Here is a 22,178-nt window from a genome sequence, read left to right on the forward strand (position 1 = left end):
GGCTCGAATCAGGCGCTGGGCGACGAGGACTTATCGGCCTCGCCCGAGGTGGAGGCGGGGGCCTCGCTCGAAGCGGCCGGAGCCTCGGTGGACTCCGCGGGCTTGGCGGCCGCGGCCTCCGCCTGGGCCTGGGCGGCGGTGCGCTGGGCCTCGGCCGCCGCACGCTCCCGAGCCGCTTCCTCGGTGCGCTGATCGCTGGCGGCGACCTCGTCCGGCGTGAGCTCGGTCCGGTCGGCCATCATGCCCGTCTTCTTCTCCAGGTCCTTGATGGCGCGGCGCAGCAGATCCCGCTCCAGCAGCGTGCGGTTCAGGCGCTTCTCCAGGGCCTTGAACTTGTCCTTCTGGAGATCCAGCTCGCTCTTGGTGGCGTTGAAGATGCGCTGCTGCGTCTCGCGCTGGCCCTTCAGCCGGCGGAGCTCCCGCTCCATCTCGGAGGCGCGGGTGCGCTCCTTGTTGGCGGAGTGCTCCAGCCGCTCCATCTTCTCGCGGTCCGCGTCGTTGAGCTCGCGGTAGCGGCGCGGGCCCTTGTCCTTCTCCGAAGCGGGCTCGGCGGCTGGCGTCACCTGCACCGTCGCCGTCACCACGCGCTCACCCTCGTGCGCCGGAGCCGAGATCTGCCCCGTCGCCGCGGCGCTGGAGGCCTCGGGCTGAGCCGCCGGAGCGCTGGGGGCGCTGGGGGCCGCCGGAGCGCTGGGAGCCGGAGCGCGGCGCGGGCGGGCGCCACCGCCCTGCTCGCTGCGCAGCCGCTCGATCTCGGCGAGCGCCTGGGACAGCTCGCCGCGCACCATCTCGAGCTGCACGGAGGCCTGGCGCTCGGTCTCGGTGCGGGCCTTGACGAGATCGCGGTCACCCTTCTCGGACTCCTTCTGCTCGTACAGCTTGCGCTTGGCCTGCTTGAGCTGCTCCTTCAAGTCCTGGAGCTGGGTGCGCTGCTCGTCGAACTCCTTCTGCTTGCGCTCGAGTTCGGACTCGGCGCGGGCGCGAGCCTTGGAGCCGTCATCCAGCTCCTTCCTCGCGGAGGGGGTCGAGACAGCGGCTTGATTCGAGCCGAAGAGCAGCATGCCGAGCGTGACGGCAAAGCCGATGGATACGAGGATGAGGGCAACCAGCACGAGTACGACCTCCAAAGGGACTGCAAAAAAAGCGCCGCAGCCTAACTGTCGGCACCGGCACGTCAATACCTGTGTAGCCCCTTGTACGCCGTTCCGTCGCCTGAGCCCTCCGAGCGCCGCCCCCCTGGGGACACTCCGGCCAGGGGAGAAAGCCCTGGGCGGGCGGGCCTCCTGCTCAAGCAGGGGCTCGATTTGATAGCACGCGGATCATGGGGTCATGGCGATGCAGTGGTGGCGCGCACGAGTGTGAGGGCACAAGACTACTCAAGCCGTGGTGGTCTCGTTGGGTAGCGCCGCTTCTGGGGGTGTTGCTCGCTGGCTGTGCCACGGTTCCCAGCAAGCCGCCTTCCCTTGGAAACGGGGCCTGGAGAAAGCCTCTCCTGTTGGCTTCAGGCGATGGACTGCCGGGGGCCGGAGAGCCCACCGGCCAGAGAGTGCAGGGCTACAACGTTCCTGGCCGGAGCCTGAACTCTCAGGCACCGTGGGAGTTCTTCCTCGGCAACGCTGCGCACAGGTTGATCGCCTACATGTATGGCGTGAATCATCCCCAGAACGAGGTCTTCTACAACCAGGTGACCATCCTCACCATCGTGTCGAGCACAGGGATCGGCTCGCCCGCGCAGCTTCTTGAAGAGGAGCGCAACCTGCGCCCCGACATCACCGATGTTTCGGCGCTGAGTGTCTTCGAGATCAAGCCCTCGGGTGAGCAAGGCCACCAGGAGGGCCGGCAGGAAGTTCAACTCTACCTGGCTGCCTTGAACCGCGCCGCGGCACCAGGATTGACCTTCGCGCCCGGTACAGGCTGCCATGGCGAGATGCTCATCCGGTTTGCCCAAGGCCAATACATCTGGCGCCTGGAGTGGCAGACCACCGATCCCGGGGTGATTCAGTACCGGTGGACCCGCAGCCAGCAGCGCTTCGAGTCGGCGGCTGCGGCGGCCGATGCTGGGCAGTGGGTGTCTCTCACCGAGCAGGAGATGCGACAGTACGGCGGGTGGGTGGGACAGGCTGTGGAGGGCATGGTCAAGCGTCGCGAGCAACTCGCCAGCTTCAGTGGGGCCGTGGGCTTCGTCATCGACATCATCGGAGAAGGGACAAGGGGAATCCTGGCGGGGGCGATCTTCGGCCGGATGAATTCGAATACGGGGGCCCAGCAGCCGCCCGGCCAGATGGGGGGAAAGGTCATCCCTTTTCCATCGCGGGTTCCTTCTACCGCACCCGGGACGCAGCTTCCTGCCGCCGTGGGCAGGTGACACGGTGGTGTACATGCCGGTGCCTCCACGGCCCATTGCCTGCTTCCTCCTGCTTGCGCCACTTTGGTAGGACGTCCGCTATGCATCCCGGGCAGCCTTCCTCTCTTGAGATGCCGTCCTTTCTGCACGGCAGCTATGCGGAGGTCTCTCGCAAGACACGCCAGGAAGGCCAGCGGTGTGGCGAGCAGTATCGAGACCAGGGTTCTTTCCCTGCTCCTCGTGAGTTGCTGGAGGTGCCTGCTGGCGAGGTGGTGGTGGCGCACGACGTGGTGGACTTTCAGCATGAGCGCCCGGTCTGGCGGCTGCACATGATGGCGAACGTCATGAGTGCTCTGTACGAGACCGTTGAGCCGCAGAAGACGTTCCAGGCGAGGGACGCCTACGAAGATGTCTGTCGCGCGACCGCCTGGGGCGCGCTGTACTTCACCATTGCTCCCACGGGACCGGTCAGCGCGGAGCGCACATCTCGGCGCCTCCAGGCGCTGATGCCATTCTGGGAGCCGCTCCAGTCCGTGCGCTATCTCTTCAAGACCGTCAATGCAGCGCTCACCTTGGATGAACTTCTGAGCACGGCCTGTGACTGGGCGATGGAGGCCTGGAGCCCGGTAGGCGAAGGATCAGTCCGCACACGCCTGGAACTGGCCGCGGAGCGCATGGGGCGCGCAACACACGAGGACAGCATCGAGGCCATTCTCCGGCAGATGCCCCGCGCTCTTCAGCATGCGCAGGGTGTCAAACATCGCGATGTCCTGGCCAACCCCGAGTTTCTGCGCCAGCGCCTTGCCTCACTCTCTCATGAGGCCTTCACGCATCTCTCCGCGGCATGGACAGCCGGGCTCATCAGGCAACTGCACGTCTGGGATCGCCAACTCGGGACGCACTAGCCGTGGAGTCCTCAGGCCGGGCATGGGGCGAGCGAGCCGCCGAGCGCTCCTGCCTTCTGGGGGCTTCCTGTGGGGTGGGAAACTCGGCGATGCTTGGGGACTCGCTCACTCCCACCGAGGGCATCGCGTCATGGCGCACCTGGAGCTCATTCCCAAGACGGACATCTCGAGCTTTCGCAAGCTGGCCATTGGGAGCTGGCAGACGACCTATGATCCCACGGTCTACGGCACCCTCACCGTCCGCATGGACAAGGCGCTCGCGTACATCGAGGCCTTCCGCCAGCGCACCGGCCACCGCCTCACCGTCACCCACCTCGTGACGAAGGCCATGGGCGAGGCCCTGCGCCGCTGCCCCGAGGCCAACGCCATCCTGCGCTTCAACAAGATCTACCTGCGCCAGCGCGTCACCATCTCCGCGCTCGTCGTCCAGACCGATGGCGGCAAGGTGGATCTCACCTCGGCGAAGATCGACCACGCGGACACCAAGAGCCTGCTCGAGATCGCCCGGGAGATGGAGGAGGCCGTGCGCCGCGTGCGCGAGCGCCGCGACGTCGCCATGGAGAAGGGCAAGGGGACCATCCAGAAGATCCCCTACATGTTCCTCAACCTCTTCACCAAGCTCCTCGGCTTCCTCATGTACACGCTGAACCTGGATCTGAGCGGGCTCGGCATGCCGAAGGATGCGTTCGGCTCCGTCATCATCACCAACGTGGGCTCGCTCGGGCTGGACACCGCCTATGTGCCCCTGGTGCCCTATACCCGCGTGCCCATCTTCGTCGCCCCCGGCGCCGTGAAGGAGGCTCCCGTGGTGGAGGATGGGAAGATCGTCGTGGGCAAGGTGATGAACGTGAACGCCTCGTTCGACCACCGCTTCATCGACGGGTTCCACGCCGGCATCCTCGCCAACACCCTGCGCGAGCTGCTGGAGAACCCCTTCGAGAAGTTCGATGCCCTGGACTCGCTGCCCACCGAGGCCTCGGAGGCTCAAGCCGAGCCCATCAAGGCCGCGGGGTAGTCCCCTCGCTCAGGCAGGCTCGAAGCCCTGCCGCCAGGACCGGGAGGCCATCTCCCGCAGGCGCCGCACGCGCTCGGGGATGGGCGGGTGCGTGGAGAACAGCGCCATCACCGCCCGCCCCGACAGCGGGTTCACGATGAACAGGTGCGAGGTGGCTGGCGCTCTGTCGTAAGGCATCAGCTCCGCGCCACGCTCCAGCTTCATCAGGGCGCTGGCCAGCGCCTCGGGATCTCCGCTCAGCTCGGCCCCCGTGGCGTCCGCGCCGTACTCGCGCGAGCGGCTCACCGCCAGCTGCAGCAGCGTGGCCGCGATCGGCGCCACCAGCAACAGGCCCAGGCTCGACAGGGCCCCCGCGATGCCGCCCCGGTCATCGTCATCGCTCCGGCTCAGCAGCGAGCCGCCGAACCAGAAGAGCATCTGCGCCGCGTAGCTGATGATGCCCGCCAGCGTGGCCGCCACCGTGCCGATCAGCGTGTCCCGGTTGCTCACGTGGGACAGCTCGTGCGCCAGTACGCCTCGCAGCTCGCGGCGATCGAGGATCTCCAGGATGCCGGCCGTCACCGCCACCGCCGCGTGCTTCGGGCTGCGGCCCGTGGCGAAGGCGTTGGGCGCCCGGGTGGGCAGCAGGTAGACCCTGGGCTTGGGCATGCCGGCGCGCGAGGCCAGCTCCTCCACCAAGTCGTGCAGCCAGGGCGCCTGCTCGCGCGCCAGCGGCTGCGCCCCGTGCATGGCCAGCGCGATCTTGTCGCTGAACCAGTACGAGACGAAGTTCATCACCACCACGAAGAAGCCCGCGTAGGCCAGCCCCCGCGGGCCGCCCAGCTTCTGGCCGATCAGCAGCACGAGCGCCGTGAGCCCAGCCAGCAGCACCGTCGTCTTGAGCGCATTGCCCAGCCGGTGCCAGCCGCTCCCTCGCAGCGGGGCCCCTCCGCGAGGGGTCGTGTCATAGGTACTGCTGTAGGAAGTCATGATGTATGTGTAACGCTCCCTTCGAATGCTCTCGGGAACGTAAACAGACAGCCCGGTGCGTCAATGCTCCGCGCCTCGTCTCAGAGGTAGAAGCGATCGACAACTCCGGCGGTCCGCTGGAGGATCGCCGTCCAGCCCACCCAGCCATCGATCGTCTGCTTGTCTGCTACCTGCTCGCCTCCCAGCGCCGCCAGCGAGCCCGTGCAGCCCTGCACCGTGCACAGCCCGGACTCGCGCAGGTGCTCCAGCAAGGCCCGGATCGTGGGCAGGCGGCGGGTCTCGAAGCGATCGGCCACGTCCTCGCGAGGCGGCTGGAAGTCCGGCTCGTCCAGCCGATCCTGGAGGAAGCGCTCCAGCGCCCACCAGAAGAGGTACACCTCGGCCCGGCGCCCGGTGGCCACCGCCGCCGCGGCGATGGACAAGCCCTGGTGCACGCGATCGTAGTCTCCGCTGTGCAGGAAGACGGCCACCTTTGAAGGCGGGGTGCTCACCAAGCCTGCTTACCGCTCGGAACCTCCCGCCGTCCATTCGCGTTGTACCGCCGACCGTTCACCCCCCTTTGTCTTGCAGCACCCCGGCTTCACTTGTTAAAAATCTCCACACCATTCAGGCACTTAGCCGCGCTGCTGCCTGGAACGAGGGCTTCCGTTTTCATGGGCGACCAGATCACAGCCAACCGCAAGGACGCCCACCTCGATTTGTGTGCCACCGGAGATGTTGAGCCCCGGCAGAACAGCACCCTGCTCGAGTGCGTGCGCTTGGTGCACTGCGCCATGCCGGAGATGGCGGTGGAGGATGTGGATCTCTCCACGCCGTTCATGGGCAAGCGCCTGCGCTACCCGCTGCTGGTGACGGGCATGACGGGCGGCACCGAGCGTGCTGGCAAGGTGAACCGGGATCTGGCGCAGCTGGCCGAGCGCCACGGCCTGGCCTTCGGCGTCGGCAGCCAGCGCGCCATGGCCGAGTCCACCGGGCGCGCCGCCTCGTACCAGGTGCGGGAGGTGGCTCCCACGGTGGCGCTGGTGGGCAACATCGGCCTGTACCAGGCGGTGCAGATGGGCGTGGACGGGGTGCGCCGGCTCGCGGAGGCCATCGGCGCGGACGGCATGGCGCTGCACCTGAACGCGGGCCAGGAGCTCACCCAGCCGGAGGGCGATCGCGACTTCCGCGGCGGCTATCCCGTGGTGGCGGCGCTGGTGGAGGCCTTCGGGGAGCGGCTGCTGGTGAAGGAGACGGGGTGCGGCATTGGCCCCGAGGTGGCGCGCCGGCTGACGGAGCTGGGCGTGCGCAACATCGACGTCTCCGGCCTGGGAGGCACCTCGTGGGTGCGCGTGGAGCAACTGCGTGCCACGGGCCTGCTCGCAGAGCTGGGGGCCGAGTATTCGAGCTGGGGCATCCCCACCGCCGCGGCCACCGCCTCCGTGCGCCGGGCCGTGGGGCCTGAGCCCCGGTTGGTGGCCTCCGGAGGCGTGCGCACTGGGTTGGAGGTGGCCAAGGTGCTCGCGCTCGGCGCGGACCTGGGAGGCATGGCCCTGCCCCTGTTCCGTGCCCAGCAGGAGGGCGGGCTGGAGGGCGCGGACAAGGCCCTTCAGCTCATACTGGCGGGGCTGCGCCAGGCGTTCGTCCTCACAGGCAGCAGAAGCTGCGCTGAACTCAGGCGCAAGCCGGTGGTCATCACGGGGGAGTTGAAGGATTGGCTCGCGGCACTGTAGAGGGTGCTCGCTCCGCGCTCGCGCTGAAGGTTGGGAAGGGAAACACATGTCTGACATCGTGACGTCCAGGCTCGCAGGGTTCCACAAGCTGCCGATGGAGGAACGCCTCGCGAAGCTGGGCCGGATGTTCCAACTCTCGGAGGAGGAGCTGGAGCAGCTGCGCGGCGTGGGCGCCCTGCGGCCGGTGCTGGCCAACCAGATGATCGAGAACGCGGTGGGCACGTTCTCGCTGCCCCTGGGCCTGGGGCTGAACATGATGGTCAACGGGCGCGACTACATCGTCCCCATGGCCGTCGAGGAGCCCTCGGTGGTGGCCGCGGTGTCCTTCGCCGCGAAGATCGTCCGCGAGGCCGGGGGCTTCACCGCCGAGGCCGACGCCTCGATGATGATCGGCCAGGTGCAGGTGACGCGGTTCGGCGATCCGTCCCAGGCCTCGCAGAAGATCCTCGAGGCCAAGGAGCAGATCCTCGCGCTGGCCAACAGCTTCCACCCGGCCATGGTGAACCGGGGCGGCGGAGCCAAGGACGTGGAGGTCCGCCTGCTGCCGGCCCCCGAGGGCCCGCGCGGCGAGCCGCTGCTCATCGTCCACCTGATCATCGACACCCAGGAGGCCATGGGCGCCAACCTCATCAACACCATGGCCGAGGGCGTGGCGCCGCTCATTGAGCAGCTCACCGGCGGCAAGGTGTACCTGCGGATCCTCTCGAACCTAGCGGACAAGCGGCTGGCGCGGGCCATGTGCCGGATTCCGGTGCCGCTGCTGGCGGACTTCGAGATGTCCGGCGAGGCCATCGCCGAGGGCATTGCCCAGGCCAGCCGCTTCGCCGAGGCGGACCCGTACCGCGCCGCCACGCACAACAAGGGCGTGATGAACGGGATTGACTCGGTGGCCATTGCCACCGGGCAGGACTGGCGGGCCATCGAGGCCGGGGCGCATGCCTTCGCGTGCCGCGAGGGCCAGTACCGGCCGCTGTCCACCTGGTATCTGGAGGAAGGGCACCTGGTGGGGCGCATTGAGTTGCCCCTGGCGCTGGGCACGGTGGGCGGGCCCATCAAGGTGCACCCGGGCGTGCAGGTGGCGCTGAAGATGATGCGGGTGAGCTCGGCGCGCGAGCTGTCCATGGTGATCGCGGCGGTGGGGCTGGCGCAGAACTTCGCGGCGCTGCGAGCGCTGGGCAGCGTGGGCATCCAGAAGGGCCACATGGCGCTGCACGCGCGGTGCGTGGCGGTGACGGCGGGGGCTCGCGGCGACTGGGTGGAGAAGATCGCCAACGAGCTGGTGAAGGCCGGGCACGTGAAGGTGGAGAAGGCCCGGGAGATCATCGCCGCGCTGTCGGCGGACGAGGCCGCGCAGGCCACGGGGACCACGGGCTAGCTGGCGCTCCTTTATGGATCCACAGAGGGAGTCCCTGACGGGCTTCGGTGCGGGCAAGGTCATCCTGCTGGGCGAGCACAGCGTGGTGTATGGGCACCCAGCGCTCGCGGGGCCTTTGAGCTACGGGGTGACGGCCCGGGGCGTGAGCTCCAAGCGCTGCCAACTGGCGCTGCCGGGCACGCTGAGCCGGGCGCAGAAGGCGCTGCTGACGGGGGCCTTCCAGCGCGCGGCGAACCTGTGCGGCACTCCTGGCGTGAAGGTGACGATGGAGTCCGAGCTGCCGCTGTCCATGGGGCTGGGCAGCTCGGCGGCGCTCTCGGTGGCGTGCTCGCGGGTGCTGCTGAAGGCGGCCGGGAGGAAGGACGCTCCGGCCGAGGTGGCGAAGCTGGCGCTGGAGATGGAGCAGGAGTTCCACGGCACACCCTCCGGCGTGGACCACACCACGAGCGCCGAGCAGCAGCTCATCCTCTACAAGCGCCTGCCCAACCAGTCCTCGGGGCGGGCGCGGGCGGTGAAGAGCCCTCGGCCGCTCAAGGTGCTGGTGGCGCTGGTGGGCCAGCGCAGCCCCACGAAGAAGACGGTGGCGGCGCTGCGCGAGCGGCAGGCGCGCTGGCCGGCCCGGTATGGCCGCCTGTTCCAGCAGATCGGCACGGTGGCCACCGAGGGCGCGAAGGCGGTGGAGGCGGGGGATTTAGAGGGCCTGGGAGACGCGATGAACGTCAACCAGGGCTTGCTGGCGGCGCTGGGGCTGTCCTCCCCGCCGCTGGAGCAGATGGTGTACCAGCTGCGTGGCCTGGGAGCCCTGGGCGCGAAGCTGACGGGGGCCGGCGGTGATGGTGGTGCCGTGATTGGCCTCTTTCTCGAGCCCGAGCCAGCGGTGGCGAAGCTGCTGAAGCTCGGGGTGCGGTGCTTCAGCAGTCAGCTCGCGGGACCGCGGGCTCTGTGAGTGCTTCCATGAAAGCGACGGCCCTGGCCCATCCCAACATCGCCCTGGTGAAGTACTGGGGGAAGCGGGATGACGCGCTGATTCTTCCCCATCAATCCAGCCTGTCCCTGACGCTGGCGCCCCTGTCCGTCACCACGACGGTGGAGTTCGGCGCGGGCTCGGAGCAGGTGGAGATCAACGGCCACCACGCCAAGGGCAGCGAGCGCGAACGCGTGCTCCGAGTGCTCGAAGCGGTGCGAGCGGAGACGGGCGGCAAGCTGGGGCCCGCGAGGATGGTGTCTCGCGGAGACTTCCCGGCGGCGGCGGGGCTGGCCAGCAGCGCGGCGGGCTTCGCGGCGCTGGCGGTGGCGGCGAGGGCGGCGGCGGGGCTGCCGGAGGACCCCAAGGCGGCGAGCCTGCTGTCGAGGCTGGGGAGCGGCTCGGCGTGCCGGAGCGTGCAGGGCGGCTTCTGCGAGTGGCTCCGCGGCGAGCGGCCGGATGGGACGGACAGCTACGCGGTGCAGCGCTTCGATGCGGGGCACTGGCCGGAGCTGCGCATGGTGGTGGCCATCCTCAACCGCGACGAGAAGGAGGTGAAGTCGCGGGATGGGATGAAGCACACGGTGGAGACCAGCCCGTACTACGCGGCGTGGGTGAAGGACGCGGAGGCGGAGGTGCCTCGGGCGGTGGAGCTGATCCAGCGCAAGGACTTGCAGGCGCTGGGGGAGCTGGCCGAGCGCAACGCGTGGAGGATGCACTCGACGGCGCTCGCGGCGAATCCACCGCTCTGCTACCTGCACGCCAACACGCTGGAGCTGATCGAGCACCTGCGCGAGCAGCGGAAGAAGGGGATGCCGGTGTGGTTCACGCTGGATGCGGGGCCGAACCCGGTGCTGCTGACGGACGCGGCGCATGAGGTGGTGGCCGAGGCGCTGGCGCTGGCGTGTGGCGCGGCGGACGTGGTGCGCTGCGTGCCGGGCGGGGATGCGGTACTGAAGAGCGAGCACCTCTTCTGATGGAACGGGCCCTGTCGGCGCCGGGGAAGCTGTTCGTCTCGGGCGAGTACGCGGTGCTGTGGGGCGGGGTGGCGAGGGTGGCGGCGGTGGCACCTCGGACGGCGGCCTTCGTGCGCAGGCGGGCGGATGCGCGGGTGCACGTGTGCCTGGAGGAGGGCACGCTCAAGGGGAGCGCGACGCCCAAGGGCGTGCGGTGGGACGGAGCGGTGCCGGCGGGCTTTGCCTTCGTGGCTCGGACGTTGGATGAGGCGCTGCGAGCGCATGGTCGGCAGAGCGTGGGCTTCGAGCTGGCGGTGGCGCCGTCGGCGGTGGGGCCTGGAGGCCTCAAGCTGGGCATGGGCGGGAGCGCGTGCGCCACGGTGCTGGCGGCGGACGCGGTCCGGTTCATCCTGGAGGAGCGCTTCGACACGCTGAAGCTGGCGCTGGTGGCGCATGCGCTGGGGCAGGGTGGGAAAGGGAGCGGTGGGGATGTGGCGGCGAGCTTCGCCGGGGGCGTGTTGCGCTATCGGCGGTATGAAGTGGCGGGGCTTGCGGCCACTTCGAACGCGGGAGGCTTCCGCGCGGCGTTGATGGAGTCTCCTGCGGTGGATGTGTGGCGGCTGCCCTCGCCGAAGGTGGCGCTGGCGTATGCCTTCACGGGCGAGAGCGCCTCCACGCGGGTGCTGATCTCCCAGGTCGAAGCGCGGATGGACGAGGCGGCCCGCCAGGCGTTCGTGGCGCGCTCGGACGCGGTGGGACACGAGCTCGAATCAGGGCTGAGCGGCGGGGACTTCCGAGCGTTCAAGGAAGCGGTGACGGCCCAGCAAGCGCTGTTGCAGGAACTGGGGCCGACCGAGACGGAGGCGATGCGGCGGATCCTGGCGATTGCCGCGTCCTACGGCTGCGCGGGGAAGCAGTCCGGAGCGGGCGGTGGAGACGGCTGCATCCTCTTCGCCCCGAACCCGGAGACTCGCGCCGAGCTGATGAAGGGCCTGGAGGCGCGTGGCTTCCACTCGATGATGCTCGAGGTGGAGCCCGGGCTGCGCGGCGAGGCCCAGGTGGACCTCAGGCTGCGCGCCTGGCTCGACGCGCACGCTTAGCGCGAACCGGTCTGACTGTCAGACTGGTTTCGAGCGGCTGGGCCCGGCAGGGACCCTCGGGGGTTACGGGTAGCGCACAGGGAGGGGCGGGTCATCGCTCTGGCCGAGCTTCAGAACATGTGGCCGTAGTTCATGTAGATGCGGTGCTCGTGTGTCTCCGTGGACAGCGCGTAGTCGAGCCGGATGACCGCCGCGCGTCGCATCACCCGCAGGCCCGCGCCCACCCCCGGGTGCCACGCATACCAGGCTCCGTCCACGGTACCCGGATGCCACACCCGCCCCAGGTCCAGGAACGCCGCCGCGCCCAGGGACATCTGCTGGCCGAGCAGCCTCATGTCGAAGGCACGGAAGCGCAGCTCCGAGTTCGAGAACGCCTTGATGTTCCCCGAGAACCGGTTGCGGTCCACGCCCCGCACGCTGCTCATCCCTCCCACGCCCTCGGTGAAGAGCACCCCGCCTGCCGAGGCCCACTCGAAGAAGGGCACCTCGCCGAAGAGCACGTCCACCATCATGCGCAGCGCGAACGTGAACCGCGACGAGAGCTGGAAGTAGCGCCGCTCGCTCAGCGTCAGCCCCGCGTACTGATAGCGGCTGCCTGTCGCGTGCGACGAGAAGCGCACGTCCAGCTCCTCCACTCCGCCCGTGGCCGGGTCCGACTCGTTGTCTCGGGTGTCCCAGAGCACTCCCGCCAGGAGCTGCCCCGACGAGCCGCCCTCGATGCCCAGCGGGTGAACCTCCTCCAGCATGGAGGCCTCGTACGGGTTGATCTTCATGTACTTCCACGAATAGCCCGCGTACGCCTGGAGCGGATGGTCATCGCCCAGGAGGTGGCCACGCAGACGCAGCCATGCCCCCGACGAGTTCCTGTCGTAGTTGTACCGGGGGTCATCCTCATTCCCGTTGAACTCCGGCGCCGAGCGGTTGCCCGCGCCGTAGAACGGGCTGAGGAACTCTCGCCGGTACTCGAGGCGCGCCTCCACGCGCAGCGGCCCCAGCAGCCGAGGCCCGTCGTAGCGCAGGTAGTGGTTGCGGATGCCCCGGCTGGTGAGGAACACCTGCGCGCCGATCGCGTGCTTGTACGGCTCGTGGCCGTCACCGTAGATGTACATGCCGCCCACCACGCCGTAGCCGACGCCGAAGTCCGAGTTGAAGCTCAGCAAGGGCACCGCGACGCCATCCACGACCTTGTCCTTGCGGGGCTTGACATCTGGGGGAGCTGAGTCCGTGGGTGTGGCGCGCACGTCCGTGGGCGTGGCGCTGACGTCCGTGGGCGTGGCGTTCACGTCCGTGGGCGTGGCGCTCATGACGAAGGACAGGAGTACGGGTAGCAGCATGCGGCCCCCGTCATGCCCCAGCGGGCCAGGGCTCTGCATCCCATTTCACAGAGGGTGGATTTGCCTGCTCGCTCTCCAAGAAAGCTTCCGCGCACTCGCTGCCGCCGCTCCCCAGCGTGCTCATCTTCGCTCTTCAAAACGGGGAGCCGACAACGTGAGCCACGTGAGCAGGGTTATCACCTCGGAGTTGCAGACATGGGCGTGCACGCTGGCCCGGCGCATCCGCCGGAAGGTGCCGCCCGTGAAGTCCAAGCAGGCGCGGCGGTTGCTCGTCATCCACCTGGATGGTGTCCCCAAGGAGTTGCTGGAGGACGCCATCCGAACCGAGCGCATGCCCTTCTTCTCGCGGCTGATGCGCTCGGGCGCGTACCACTTCGAGGAGGCCTTCTGGGGCTCGCCCGCGTCGACGCCGTTCTTCCAGGCGGGCCTGCTCTATGGGCTCGAGCACCCGAACCTGCCGGCCTATACGTGGTTCGATCGCGAGCTGGGCCGCAAGGTGCAGATGAACACCCCGCGGGATGCGCTGCACATTGAACAGCGGCTCGGCCGGCGGGAGGGGACGAGCCTGCTCGCGGACGGCGGGCACACGTACTTCTCCCTGTTCCATGCGGGCGCGCACAACCGGCTGTGCATGAGCACGCTGGCGAGCCTGAAGATCATGGCGCGCTCGCTGTCCGCGGAGATGGAGGGGCTGCTCGTGGCGCGCACGGTGAGCCCGTGGAAATACCTGCGCTCGTTCGGGGCGGACTCGTGGCGGGCGGTGCAGGAGATCTGGCGCTGGGCGCATGCGCTGGGGGATTGGCGCCACGAGCGGGGCTTCCTCCTCAGCCGCGTCATGCTGCAGCGGTTGGGCTGGAGCTTCGTGCACACCAAGGCGCTGGTGGACATGGTGCGCGGGGTGCCCGCCATCTACCTTGTCTTCGGCAACTACGACGAGGTGTCCCACCGGCGCGGGCCGCGCTCGGAGCAGGCGCTCGCGGAGCTGTACCGCGTGGATGCCTACCTGGCAGAGCTGTACGCCATGTCCCGGTGTGTCGAGCACCCGTATGACATCGTCTTCGTCACCGATCACGGCCACGTGGGCAGCCTCCCGTTCGAGCAGCGCCAGGGCCAGCACCTGGAGGAACTGCTCCTGCGCGGGCCGCCGGTGCCGCTCTCGGAGGACATCCAGCGCGGGCTGCTGGATGGACGCCCCGCGGGCGCCGCGCGGGCACCGCGCGGGACGGACTCGCCAGTGGTCATCGAGTCCGGCAACTTCGCCCACGTCTACCTCACGCGCGAGCAGACGCCGCTGGAGGCCTCGGAGCTGCTCGCGCACCACCGGGACGTGGTGGCCCGGGCCGCCCGGCATCCGGACATCGGGCTCGTGGCGCTGCGGCGCGGAGATGCCGCCGTGGCGCTGGTGAAGGGTGGGGTGTACGGCCCGGAGGAGCTTGGCAGCGCGCCGCTCGCGGAGGAGTTCTCCAAGCGCGCGGTGGCGGACTTCCTGCGCGAGCTGCCGCACCTGCGCACCGCGGGAGATCTGGTGCTCTTTGGCGATGCGGTGCGGCCTGGAGACACGGTGGGCTTCGCCTGGGAGTTCGGCTCGCATGGCGGGCTGACGAAGACGGAGACGCGCAGCGTGGTGGCCTGGCCGAGCGACGCGCCCGTGGATCTCTCGGGCCTGAGCCACTGCGTGCGGCTGCACCAGCGGCTCTCGGAGGCCTACCGTGCCTGAGCGCGGGGAGCGGGCACCTCGGGGCAAGGCGCTCCTCCACGCGCTGTTGGGCGTCGTGGGCGCTGTGATCACCGTGGTGCTGATCTCCACCGCCTTCTTTCACTGGAACCTGCGCGAGCCCGGTCCGCTGCTCGTGCCGCGCTTTCCCCTGGGGAAGTTCTTCCGAGAGCTGCCGGGCCACCTGAAGTGGCTGATCCCCTTCATGCTGCTGGAGGCGCTGATCATCCCGCTGCGCGCGCTCCAGTGGCAGCAGACGCTCCAGCGCAAGGTGCCGTTCCGCGAGCGCTACCACCTGGTGGCCATTGGCTCCTTCACGCACAACGTGCTGCCGGGGAAGCTGGGCGACATCATCCGCGCGTTCCTGCTGGGGCGCACCCAGCGCATTCCCTTCCTGCAGAGCGTGGGCTCGGTGGCGGTGTGCAAGCTGCTGGAGTTCGCCGCGCTGATGCTGCTGGTGGCCGTGTCCTTCCTCGGGCCCTTCGGCAAGACGATGGCCCACTTCAAGGGCACCCTGGAGGTGGCGCTGTCCCTGTGCGTTGGGCTGGTGGCCTTGGTGGTGCTGCTGGCGCACTACTCGCGGCCGCTCGCCCGAGCCCTGCACCGGCGCCACCGGATGCCGCGCCTGGAGAACCTGCTCCAGCATGTGGCGGACGGGCTGGGTACCGCGCGCAGCTTCCGGGGCATGGCGGTGGCGCTGGCCTACTCCGTGGGGCCCGTGCTGGCGCCCTCGGTGGGCTATGGCATGGCGCTGCACGGGCTGGGCATCCCCGGGGGGCTGTTCGCTGGCGCCGTCGTCCTGGGGGCCATTGCGCTGGGGCAAGCCGTGCCGGGCGTGCCGGCGGGCATGGGGCTGTACTACTTCGTCACGAGCTGGGCGGCGCGCAGCCTGGGCGCCTCGGAGGCGGACGCGGCGGCCTTCTCCACGCTCACCCACCTGGGCACGGTGGTCGCCAACGTGGCGGTGGGGGCCATCTCCGTGCACCAGCGCAAGCTGCGCCTGAAGGACTTGAGGCGCGGCGGCAGTCTGGCCCGGGAAGCCGCGCACCACGTGGCCCACGAGGCCGTGGAGCCGCTGCCGCAGTGAGCCAAAGGAGCACGTGGAAAGGCCTCCCGTGAAGAGCGCCGCCCGAGTAGCGTTGTACCCCTCGTGCTGAGGGGGGCCGATGTTCCGATTTCTTGTGGTGACTGGGCTGTCTCTGGGCTTGCTGAGCTCCTGTGGCCCCGAGGACGTGGGGCCACTGGCTTCAGGGGACTCGTTGCGGCAGCAGGCCTCGGCGCTTCCGATCATGCAGCGCAGCCTCGAGCTCTCATCCAACTTCTTGGATTTGGGCAACCAGAAGCGAGGCACCACCGGCCCGGCTCGAGGCGTGAAGGTGACGGACATCAATAGTGAATACGATCTCGCTATCACCGGCCTGGCTGCCACGGGCCCTTACTCGGGCGCTTCACGTGTGCCTTTCGGAGTCACGTGGCTCCTATCCGAGGATCTCCAAGTGAGGTTCTCCCCCACGGCCCTGGGGCCGGCCCCGGGCGTCCTCACGGTCTCCAGTAGTGATTCGTACACCCCCCAGGTGCCCATTGAGCTCGCCGGTACGGGGGTGGCATCGGCGGCTGATCCCCGCCCCTCCAGGCTCGCCTTCGGGGAACAGGGCGTGGGGGGCCCAGGTGCGAGCCAGTCCCTCGAGGTGCACAACGTGGGGGATGCTCCCTTTCAGGTGAGGGCTGAGCTCGAGGGCGCGGGGGCCACGTCCTACCGCATCGATCCGAGCACGCTTACGGTCCCGGTGAATGGGAGCAGCCGCTTCACGGTGACGTTCTCTCCCTCGGAGGAAGGGGCGGCTCCGGCCCGGCTCACCCTCACCACCGACGAGGCCGACAGCCCCCCTGTTCCCGCCGTTCTGCTCACGGGCACCGGGGTGAGGCCCATGGCCTCGGTGTCGGCCTCGCTCGACTTCGGACCGCAGCGAATCGGCGCCAGCGCGGTGCGGCCCGTGACAGTGAGCAACGCGGGCTCAGGGACGCTCACCGTCAGCAACCTCTCGCTGAGTGGCTCTGGGGCTGGCTTCTACAGCGTCACTCCGAGCGCGCTCGCCGTGCCGGCTGGAGGCAGTGGGACCCTGAATGTGACGTTCACCCCCACCGTCCCAGCTTCGTTCCCGGGCACCCTCACCCTGGCCACCAATGACGCGGGCAGGCCGAGCGTCGCCGTTCCTCTGGCTGGGGCAGGAACTCCTCCTCTGGAGTTACAGTTGTCGGCGACTCAGGTGGACTTCGGAGATGTGCAGGTGGGCAGCCCCTCCGCTCCCCGCACGCTGACGCTTACCAACACGGGCACCCACTTGCTCACCCTGAGCGCGTTGGGGCTGAGTGGGGTGGACGCGGCCGCTTTCAGCCTGACGGCGCCCTCGCTGCCCGTAATGATGGATCCGGGCAACTCCGTGGAAGTGACGGTGAGGGTGCAGCCGGATGCGGAGAGGCCATTCTCCGGCATGCTGAGGGTGGACTCGGATGATCCCAACGCACCGAGCATGGCCGTGCCCCTCACCGGCCAGGGCATCAGCCAGCTCCATGTGTCGGCGGCGCTGGAGTTCGGAAAGCAGCTCGTCAACAACACCGCGATGGCGCGCAAGGTGCGCATCACCAATGACACCGGAGCGTCCGTGACGCTCTCCGCGCTGCAGGTGGAGGGAGCCGTGGCTTCGCCGTTCTCCGTGAAGCGGCCGACGCTGCCGCTCGTCCTGGCGCCGGGCGAGGCGCAGGAGGTGGCGGTGGCCTTCACTCCTCAAGCTGAGTCCGAGGTGAGCGCCAGGCTGGTGGCCAGCTTCAGCGAGCCCGCCGTGCGGTTCGTCGTGGCACTGCATGGGCAAGGCCTCCCCGCTGTTCTCTCCTTCACGCCCCCGGCGCTGGACTTCGGTCTGGTGCGTGTTGGAGGCAGTAGGATCTATCTGCCTGTCACCGTCACCAACCTGAGCAGCGATCCCGTCGTCATCGCCAGGCCAGGGGAGCCCGGCTACCCAGCCAGGCACTTCGGGATCGATGCGGAGAGCTGGGAAGGGCGCACGCTGGGCCCTGGCGCGTCCACCGAGCTGATGATCAGCTACGGGCCCGGCCAGGAGTCTCACGATGGGTCCCTCCTGGGCATCACCGCCTCCCCTCCGAAGCAGGGCTCGCAGGTGGAGGTGAAGTTCTTGCCAGTGGTGAGCGTGGCGCTGCGGGGCCAGGCCGTGACGCATGTCCTTACCTTCAAGCCTGGGAGCTTGGACTTCGGTCGCGTGGAGGAGGGCATGGCGGCCGAGCCCCAGGTGATCACCCTCACCAACACCTTCTCGGAGGAGCAGCGGGTGGTGGTGAAGCTGAGGGAGGCTCAGGGGACGCCCTTCACGCTGGAGCGGGCGGAGGAGGTCCAGCCCATCCCCCCCGGAGGCAGCGCCTCCTTCCAGGTGTCCTTCCGTCCGCAGGGAGGGGGAACCTCGCAGAACGAGGTGCAGGTCTGGCTGGAGGGGGCCACCGAGCCCGAGGGGGTGATTCCCGTGACAGGCACGGTGCCGGGAGGAGGCTGCGGCTGCGGCAGCACCGAGGCGGGCGGCGCGGGGATGCTGGCGCTGCTGGTGGCCCTGGGCTCGCGGCGGCGAAGCGGAGCGCGAGGGTAGAACTCGGAGCGCGGAAAAGAAAAAAGGCCCCGGCCGTAAAGCCGGGGCCCTTCTTCAGTGCCCAGGAGAGGACTCGAACCTCCATGCCCTTGCAGGCGCTAGACCCTGAATCTAGTGTGTCTACCAATTCCACCACCTGGGCAGGTGGGGTGCCGCTGTGGGGGCGGACATATAGGGAACCGCCGCGCCCCCGTCAAGCACGAACGACTCCTACAACATCACTTCTTCAGGGGCCATTTCCCCTGGGCCTCCAGCTGGTGCCGCAGGGCCGGGTTCTCGTCCATGAAGGCCGTGAGGGACTCCTCGGTGATCTCCACCAGCAGGTCCTCCGAGCCTACCTCCGACTGGCAGCTCAGCCGGGAGTAGGGCCGCACGTCGAAGCCCATGTCCAACCGGTCCATCTCCGCGTCCGACTGCTCGGAGAGTGAAGCCAGCCCCTTGCGGATCCACACGTGGCAGGTGGAGCACCCGCACACCCCGCCACAGCTATGGCCCACGTGGGCGCCGCACGACTCGGCGGCCTCCAGCAGCGTGGTGCCCGGCTTCACCTCCACGGTGGCGTCGTCCAGCGGGCTCTTGAAGTGGACCTTCGGCACCTCAGTACTCCTCCACGGAATGGCCGGCGACCACCTGGCGGATGGCCTGGTTCATCACCCGCTCGACGAACGGACGGGAGAGCTCGTCCAGGGCGTGGATGGCCTCCTTGAGCGCGTGCGAGTCCTCGCCCTGGGCCAGCTGGCGCACCCGCTCCAGCGCTGACTCGATGGCTGCTCGCTCGCCGTCCTGGAGCAGGGCGCCGTGCTCGCCGAGCTGCTTGGCGGCATCCATGAGCACCCGCTCGGCCTCCACGCGCTGCTCGCGGAGCTGGCGCAGCTGGATGTCCTCCTCGGCGTGATCAATGGAGTCGAGCAGCATGCGCTCGATCTCCTCATCCGTGAGCCCGTGGCTGGGCTTCACGGTGATGGACTGGGTGACGCCGGTGCTCTGCTCCTTGGCGGTGACCGAGAGGATGCCGTCCGCGTCCACCTGGAAGCGCACCTCCACCCGGGCGATGCCCGCGGGCAGGGGGGGGATGCCCGAGAGCTTGAACCGCGCCAGGCTGCGGCAGTCCTCCACCGCCTCGCGCTCGCCCTGGAGCACGTGCACGTCCAGCCCCGTCTGCCCGTCCTTGAACGTGGTGAAGACCTGGGCCGCCGCCGTGGGGATGGTGGAGTTGCGAGGGATGAGCTTCTCGACGATGCCGCCCATCGTCTCCAGCCCCAGCGACAGGGGGATGACGTCCAGCAGCAGCACCTCGTCCTGACGGTCCGCGTTGGTGAGCAAGTCCGCCTGCACCGCCGCGCCCAGCGCCACCACCTGATCCGGATCGATGTCGCCCAGCGGCTCGCGGCCGAACAGCTCCGCCACGTAGCGGCGCACCGCCGGCACTCGCGTCGCGCCGCCCACGAGGATGACCCCGTCCAGCTCCGCCGCCGTCACCCCCGCGTCCTTGAGCGCGCGCCGGCACACGATGCCCGTCTTCTGGATGAGCGGCTGGATCCAGGACTCGAAGTCCTGGCGTTGGATCAGCTGACGGTGGCCGCCGGCGACGAGCTCCGCCTCGGGCGCGTCCGTGAGCGCCTCCTTCGTCCTGCGCGCGGCGGCGAGCACCTCCGCCACCAGGGAAGGGGAGGGCGAGCCCTGGCCCAGGGCCTGGAGCACCCGCTGGGCAATGGCGCGATCAAAGTCATCTCCGCCCAGCGCCGAGTCTCCGCCCGTGGACTTCACCTCGAACACGCCTTCCACCAGCTTGAGGATGGAGATGTCGAAGGTGCCGCCGCCCAAGTCATACACCGCGAAGGTGCCCTGGCTGCCCTTGTCCAGGCCGTAGGCCAGCGCCGCGGCGGTGGGCTCGTTGAGCAGCCGCAGCACCTCGAGGCCCGCCAGCCGGCCCGCGTCCTTGGTGGCCTGGCGCTGGGCGTCGTCGAAGTAGGCGGGCACGGTAATGACGGCCTGCTCCACCTTGCCGGCGAAGTGGGACTCGGCGCGGCGCTTGAGCGCGCGGAGGATCTCCCCGGACACCTCGATGGGCGTCACCGGCTGGCCTCCCACCACGTCGAAGCGCACCACGCGGCTGGGCCCTTCCTTGAACTTGTAGTGGCCCAGCTTCCGAGTCTCGGGATCCTCCGGGCTGCGGCCCATGAAGCGCTTCACGGAGATGATGGTGTCGGTGGGGTGCTCGGCCGCCAGCTTCCGCGCCCGCGAGCCCACCACCACGCCCCCGTCCTTCGCGTAGTGCACCACCGAGGGCAGCAGCCGTGCGTCGCCCTCGTCCGCCGGCAGGCACTGGGGCTTGCCGTGAATGACCGAGGCCACCAGCGAGTTCGTGGTCCCCAGATCGATGCCCACCGCGTACCCCTTGGGCTTCAGGGGATCGTGAATCTGCAGATAGCCGTTCTTGCTCACACCACTGCCTCCTCCTCGAACTCCTCTACCTGCTCGAGGAAGCGCGTGAAGTACCGCACCCGTCCCAGGGCGTGCGATGCCTTTTTCACCAGCGCGGCCTCCTCCACACCGTCGCGCAGGGCCCGCAGGGCGTCCGCGGCCTCGTGCAGCGCCTCGCGCTGGCGCGCCGTGACATCCACGGCCATGGCCTGGGCGCGCGTCAGATCCTTGGCGTGCATGGCCCCCTCCAGCTCCTCGCGCAGCTCCATGACTTCCTCGAGGAAGTCCAGGGGGATGTCCTTCTGGGGGCCCGCGTCCTCGCGGTCCATGTCCACGCCGTGCAGCTTGAGCAGGTAGAAGGCCCGGCGCGCGGGATCCTTCAGCGTCCGGTAGGCCTCGTTGAGCGCGGTGGTCTGCTCCAGCGACAGGCGCCGCTCGCGCGCGTCCGCCTGGGCGAAGCGATCCGGGTGGAGCTGGAGGGACAGATCGCGGAACCGCTTCTCCAGCGCCGGGATGTCCACGTCGTAGCTGGGGGGAAGCTCGAAGACGTCGAAGAGCGTGGCGCCTGGGGGCCGCGCGGCGATCTTTCCGCAGGCCGGGCAGAAGGGGCGCCCGCCCGTCTCCTTCTCACAGTTCCAACACTTCACGGTGTCCACTCCTGGCGGGCGAAAATGAAAAAGGCCCGGTCTCAAGCCGAGCCCTCTGAAATGTCGTATGTGCTCTGGCTGTGCATGGGGGGAGCGCCTGGGAGCCGTTCCCTCTTGCCCCCGCCCTCCGGCGGCCGGGGAGGGGCTGGCTCGCTCCCTTGGGCTCCGGGCGCTCGGCTAGACGGTGAAGCTCTCGCCGCAGCCGCACGCGCTCTTCACGTTCGGGTTCTGGAGCTTGAAGCCCGAGCCCATCAGGCCCTCCTCGAACACCAGCTCCGTGCCCATCAGGTACAGGAAGCTCTTGGGGTCCACGAAGACGCGGACGCCGTCGCGCTCGAAGATCTTGTCGCGCTCGCGAGGCTTCTCCGTCCACTCCATGGCGTACTGCAGGCCCGAGCAGCCGCCGCCCTTCACGGCCAGCCGCAGGCCCGCCTCGGGCGTCTGCCGCTGCTCCAGCAGGAAGCGCAGCCGCTTCACGGCGCTGTCGCTCAGGATGATGCCCTTGCCGGCCGGCTTGCCGGTAGGCGCGGGGGCAGACGCCGAGGAGGGCTGCTGGGGCTGTGGGGTCGTCTGCTCACTCATCACGGCACGTCTCCTGGCCTGCTGGGCAGGCCTTTACTCAAGCGGACTGCTTGCTCTGCCGCGCCTGGCGCTTCTTCTTGAAGTCCTCGATGGCGGCCTTGATGGCGTCCTCGGCCAGCACCGAGCAGTGGATCTTCACCGGGGGCAGCGACAGCTCGCGCGCCACGTCCTTGTTGGAGATGGTCATCGCCTGGTCCACCGTCTTGCCCTTCACCCACTCGGTGACGAGCGAGCTGGAGGCGATGGCCGAGCCGCACCCGAACGTCTTGAACTTGGCGTCTTCAATGACGCCCTCGTCGGTGATCTTCAGCTGCAGGCGCATCACGTCGCCGCAGGCGGGCGCGCCCACCAGGCCGGTGCCCACGTTGGGGTCTTCCTTGTCCATCGTCCCCACGTTGCGGGGGTTCTCGTAGTGCTCGATGACCTTGTCGCTGTAAGCCATGGGACTCCTTCCAAATCTTTTAACGGACCCGGTGTGTCGGCA

The 22,178-nt window shown here is 69.0% G+C and carries 20 protein-coding genes and 1 tRNA gene; 11 read left to right on the top strand and 10 right to left on the bottom strand.

The window, feature by feature from the left end; translation table 11 throughout:
- Positions 1-8 precede the first annotated feature (8 nt).
- Positions 9-1,112, bottom strand: coding sequence for a cell envelope biogenesis protein TolA (locus tag ACJ8AT_RS36615; protein ID WP_407742611.1), 1,104 nt, complete (start codon positions 1,110-1,112; stop codon positions 9-11).
- A gap of 434 nt (positions 1,113-1,546) precedes the next feature.
- Between ACJ8AT_RS36615 and ACJ8AT_RS36620 the strand changes: the two genes are divergently transcribed.
- From ACJ8AT_RS36620 to ACJ8AT_RS36630, 3 genes are all read left to right on the top strand, one after another.
- On the top strand, positions 1,547-2,365 hold the full coding sequence (locus ACJ8AT_RS36620) for a hypothetical protein (protein WP_407742612.1): 819 nt from the start codon (positions 1,547-1,549) through the stop codon (positions 2,363-2,365).
- A 110-nt stretch (positions 2,366-2,475) separates the two neighbouring features.
- On the top strand, positions 2,476-3,249 hold the full coding sequence (locus ACJ8AT_RS36625) for a hypothetical protein (protein WP_407742613.1): 774 nt from the start codon (positions 2,476-2,478) through the stop codon (positions 3,247-3,249).
- A 130-nt stretch (positions 3,250-3,379) separates the two neighbouring features.
- Positions 3,380-4,264 carry a 2-oxo acid dehydrogenase subunit E2 gene (locus ACJ8AT_RS36630; RefSeq protein WP_407742614.1) on the top strand — a complete coding sequence of 295 codons (885 nt, stop codon included), beginning with the start codon at positions 3,380-3,382 and terminating at the stop codon, positions 4,262-4,264.
- A gap of 9 nt (positions 4,265-4,273) precedes the next feature.
- Here ACJ8AT_RS36630 and ACJ8AT_RS36635 read toward each other — a convergent pair whose 3' ends face one another.
- Both ACJ8AT_RS36635 and ACJ8AT_RS36640 read right to left on the bottom strand, forming a co-directional pair.
- The gene (locus ACJ8AT_RS36635; protein ID WP_407742615.1) at positions 4,274-5,233 is read right to left on the bottom strand and encodes a zinc metalloprotease HtpX; all 960 of its coding nucleotides are present in this window, start codon (positions 5,231-5,233) and stop codon (positions 4,274-4,276) included.
- An 80-nt stretch (positions 5,234-5,313) separates the two neighbouring features.
- The gene (locus tag ACJ8AT_RS36640; protein ID WP_407742616.1) at positions 5,314-5,724 is read right to left on the bottom strand and encodes a hypothetical protein; all 411 of its coding nucleotides are present in this window, start codon (positions 5,722-5,724) and stop codon (positions 5,314-5,316) included.
- 162 nt (positions 5,725-5,886) lie between these two features.
- Between ACJ8AT_RS36640 and fni the strand changes: the two genes are divergently transcribed.
- The 5 genes from fni to ACJ8AT_RS36665 are packed head-to-tail and all read left to right on the top strand — an operon-like array spanning position 5,887 to position 11,340.
- Positions 5,887-6,945, top strand: coding sequence for a type 2 isopentenyl-diphosphate Delta-isomerase (fni, locus tag ACJ8AT_RS36645; RefSeq protein ID WP_407742617.1), 1,059 nt, complete (start codon positions 5,887-5,889; stop codon positions 6,943-6,945).
- Positions 6,946-6,991: 46 nt separating this feature from the next.
- Positions 6,992-8,320 carry a hydroxymethylglutaryl-CoA reductase, degradative gene (locus tag ACJ8AT_RS36650; protein WP_407742618.1) on the top strand — a complete coding sequence of 443 codons (1,329 nt, stop codon included), beginning with the start codon at positions 6,992-6,994 and terminating at the stop codon, positions 8,318-8,320.
- Positions 8,321-8,333: 13 nt separating this feature from the next.
- On the top strand, positions 8,334-9,266 hold the full coding sequence (gene mvk / locus ACJ8AT_RS36655; protein WP_407742619.1) for a mevalonate kinase: 933 nt from the start codon (positions 8,334-8,336) through the stop codon (positions 9,264-9,266).
- Between the two features lie 8 nt (positions 9,267-9,274).
- Positions 9,275-10,261: a diphosphomevalonate decarboxylase gene (gene mvaD / locus ACJ8AT_RS36660; RefSeq protein WP_407742620.1), complete on the top strand. Its 987-nt coding sequence runs from the start codon at positions 9,275-9,277 to the stop codon at positions 10,259-10,261.
- Entirely contained in the window at positions 10,261-11,340 is a 1,080-nt protein-coding gene (locus ACJ8AT_RS36665; protein WP_407742621.1) for a mevalonate kinase, read from the top strand. The genes mvaD and ACJ8AT_RS36665 overlap by 1 nt, the downstream gene beginning before the upstream one ends.
- Before the next feature lie 110 nt (positions 11,341-11,450).
- Here the strand turns inward: ACJ8AT_RS36665 and omp85 are convergent, their stop codons facing one another.
- Complete coding sequence (gene omp85 / locus ACJ8AT_RS36670) at positions 11,451-12,713, bottom strand: Omp85 family outer membrane protein (RefSeq protein ID WP_407742622.1); 1,263 nt, start codon at positions 12,711-12,713, stop codon at positions 11,451-11,453.
- Between the two features lie 124 nt (positions 12,714-12,837).
- Here omp85 and ACJ8AT_RS36675 point away from each other — a divergent pair, with 124 nt between their 5' ends.
- The 3 genes from ACJ8AT_RS36675 (at position 12,838) to ACJ8AT_RS36685 (ending at position 18,041) form a co-directional block, all read left to right on the top strand.
- Positions 12,838-14,391 carry an alkaline phosphatase family protein gene (locus tag ACJ8AT_RS36675; protein ID WP_407742623.1) on the top strand — a complete coding sequence of 518 codons (1,554 nt, stop codon included), beginning with the start codon at positions 12,838-12,840 and terminating at the stop codon, positions 14,389-14,391.
- Positions 14,384-15,475 (top strand): lysylphosphatidylglycerol synthase transmembrane domain-containing protein, encoded by a 1,092-nt coding sequence (locus ACJ8AT_RS36680; protein WP_407742624.1) that lies wholly within the window; start codon positions 14,384-14,386, stop codon positions 15,473-15,475. Before ACJ8AT_RS36675 ends, ACJ8AT_RS36680 begins: the two co-directional genes overlap by 8 nt.
- A gap of 79 nt (positions 15,476-15,554) precedes the next feature.
- Positions 15,555-18,041, top strand: a complete 2,487-nt coding sequence (locus ACJ8AT_RS36685; protein WP_407742625.1) for a choice-of-anchor D domain-containing protein — start codon at positions 15,555-15,557, stop codon at positions 18,039-18,041.
- Between the two features lie 58 nt (positions 18,042-18,099).
- Here the strand turns inward: ACJ8AT_RS36685 and ACJ8AT_RS36690 are convergent.
- The 6 genes from ACJ8AT_RS36690 to iscU all read right to left on the bottom strand — a co-directional run bounded on the left by ACJ8AT_RS36690 (position 18,100) and on the right by iscU (position 22,136).
- Positions 18,100-18,183 (bottom strand) — tRNA-Leu (locus ACJ8AT_RS36690).
- Positions 18,184-18,259: 76 nt separating this feature from the next.
- A complete protein-coding gene (locus ACJ8AT_RS36695; RefSeq protein WP_407742626.1) occupies positions 18,260-18,637 on the bottom strand; it encodes a 2Fe-2S iron-sulfur cluster-binding protein in 378 nt (125 codons plus the stop codon).
- Between the two features lies 1 nt (position 18,638).
- Entirely contained in the window at positions 18,639-20,486 is a 1,848-nt protein-coding gene (gene hscA, locus ACJ8AT_RS36700) for a Fe-S protein assembly chaperone HscA (protein ID WP_407742627.1), read from the bottom strand.
- Positions 20,483-21,049, bottom strand: coding sequence for a Fe-S protein assembly co-chaperone HscB (gene hscB / locus ACJ8AT_RS36705; protein ID WP_407742642.1), 567 nt, complete (start codon positions 21,047-21,049; stop codon positions 20,483-20,485). Before hscB ends, hscA begins: the two co-directional genes overlap by 4 nt.
- Positions 21,050-21,289: 240 nt before the next feature.
- The gene (locus tag ACJ8AT_RS36710) at positions 21,290-21,694 is read right to left on the bottom strand and encodes a HesB/IscA family protein (RefSeq protein WP_407742628.1); all 405 of its coding nucleotides are present in this window, start codon (positions 21,692-21,694) and stop codon (positions 21,290-21,292) included.
- Between the two features lie 37 nt (positions 21,695-21,731).
- On the bottom strand, positions 21,732-22,136 hold the full coding sequence (gene iscU, locus ACJ8AT_RS36715; protein WP_407742629.1) for a Fe-S cluster assembly scaffold IscU: 405 nt from the start codon (positions 22,134-22,136) through the stop codon (positions 21,732-21,734).
- Between the last annotated feature and the right edge of the window lie 42 nt (positions 22,137-22,178).

Origin of the sequence: Hyalangium sp. (assembly GCF_045802625.1) — a bacterium.
Classification (GTDB): domain Bacteria; phylum Myxococcota; class Myxococcia; order Myxococcales; family Myxococcaceae; genus Hyalangium.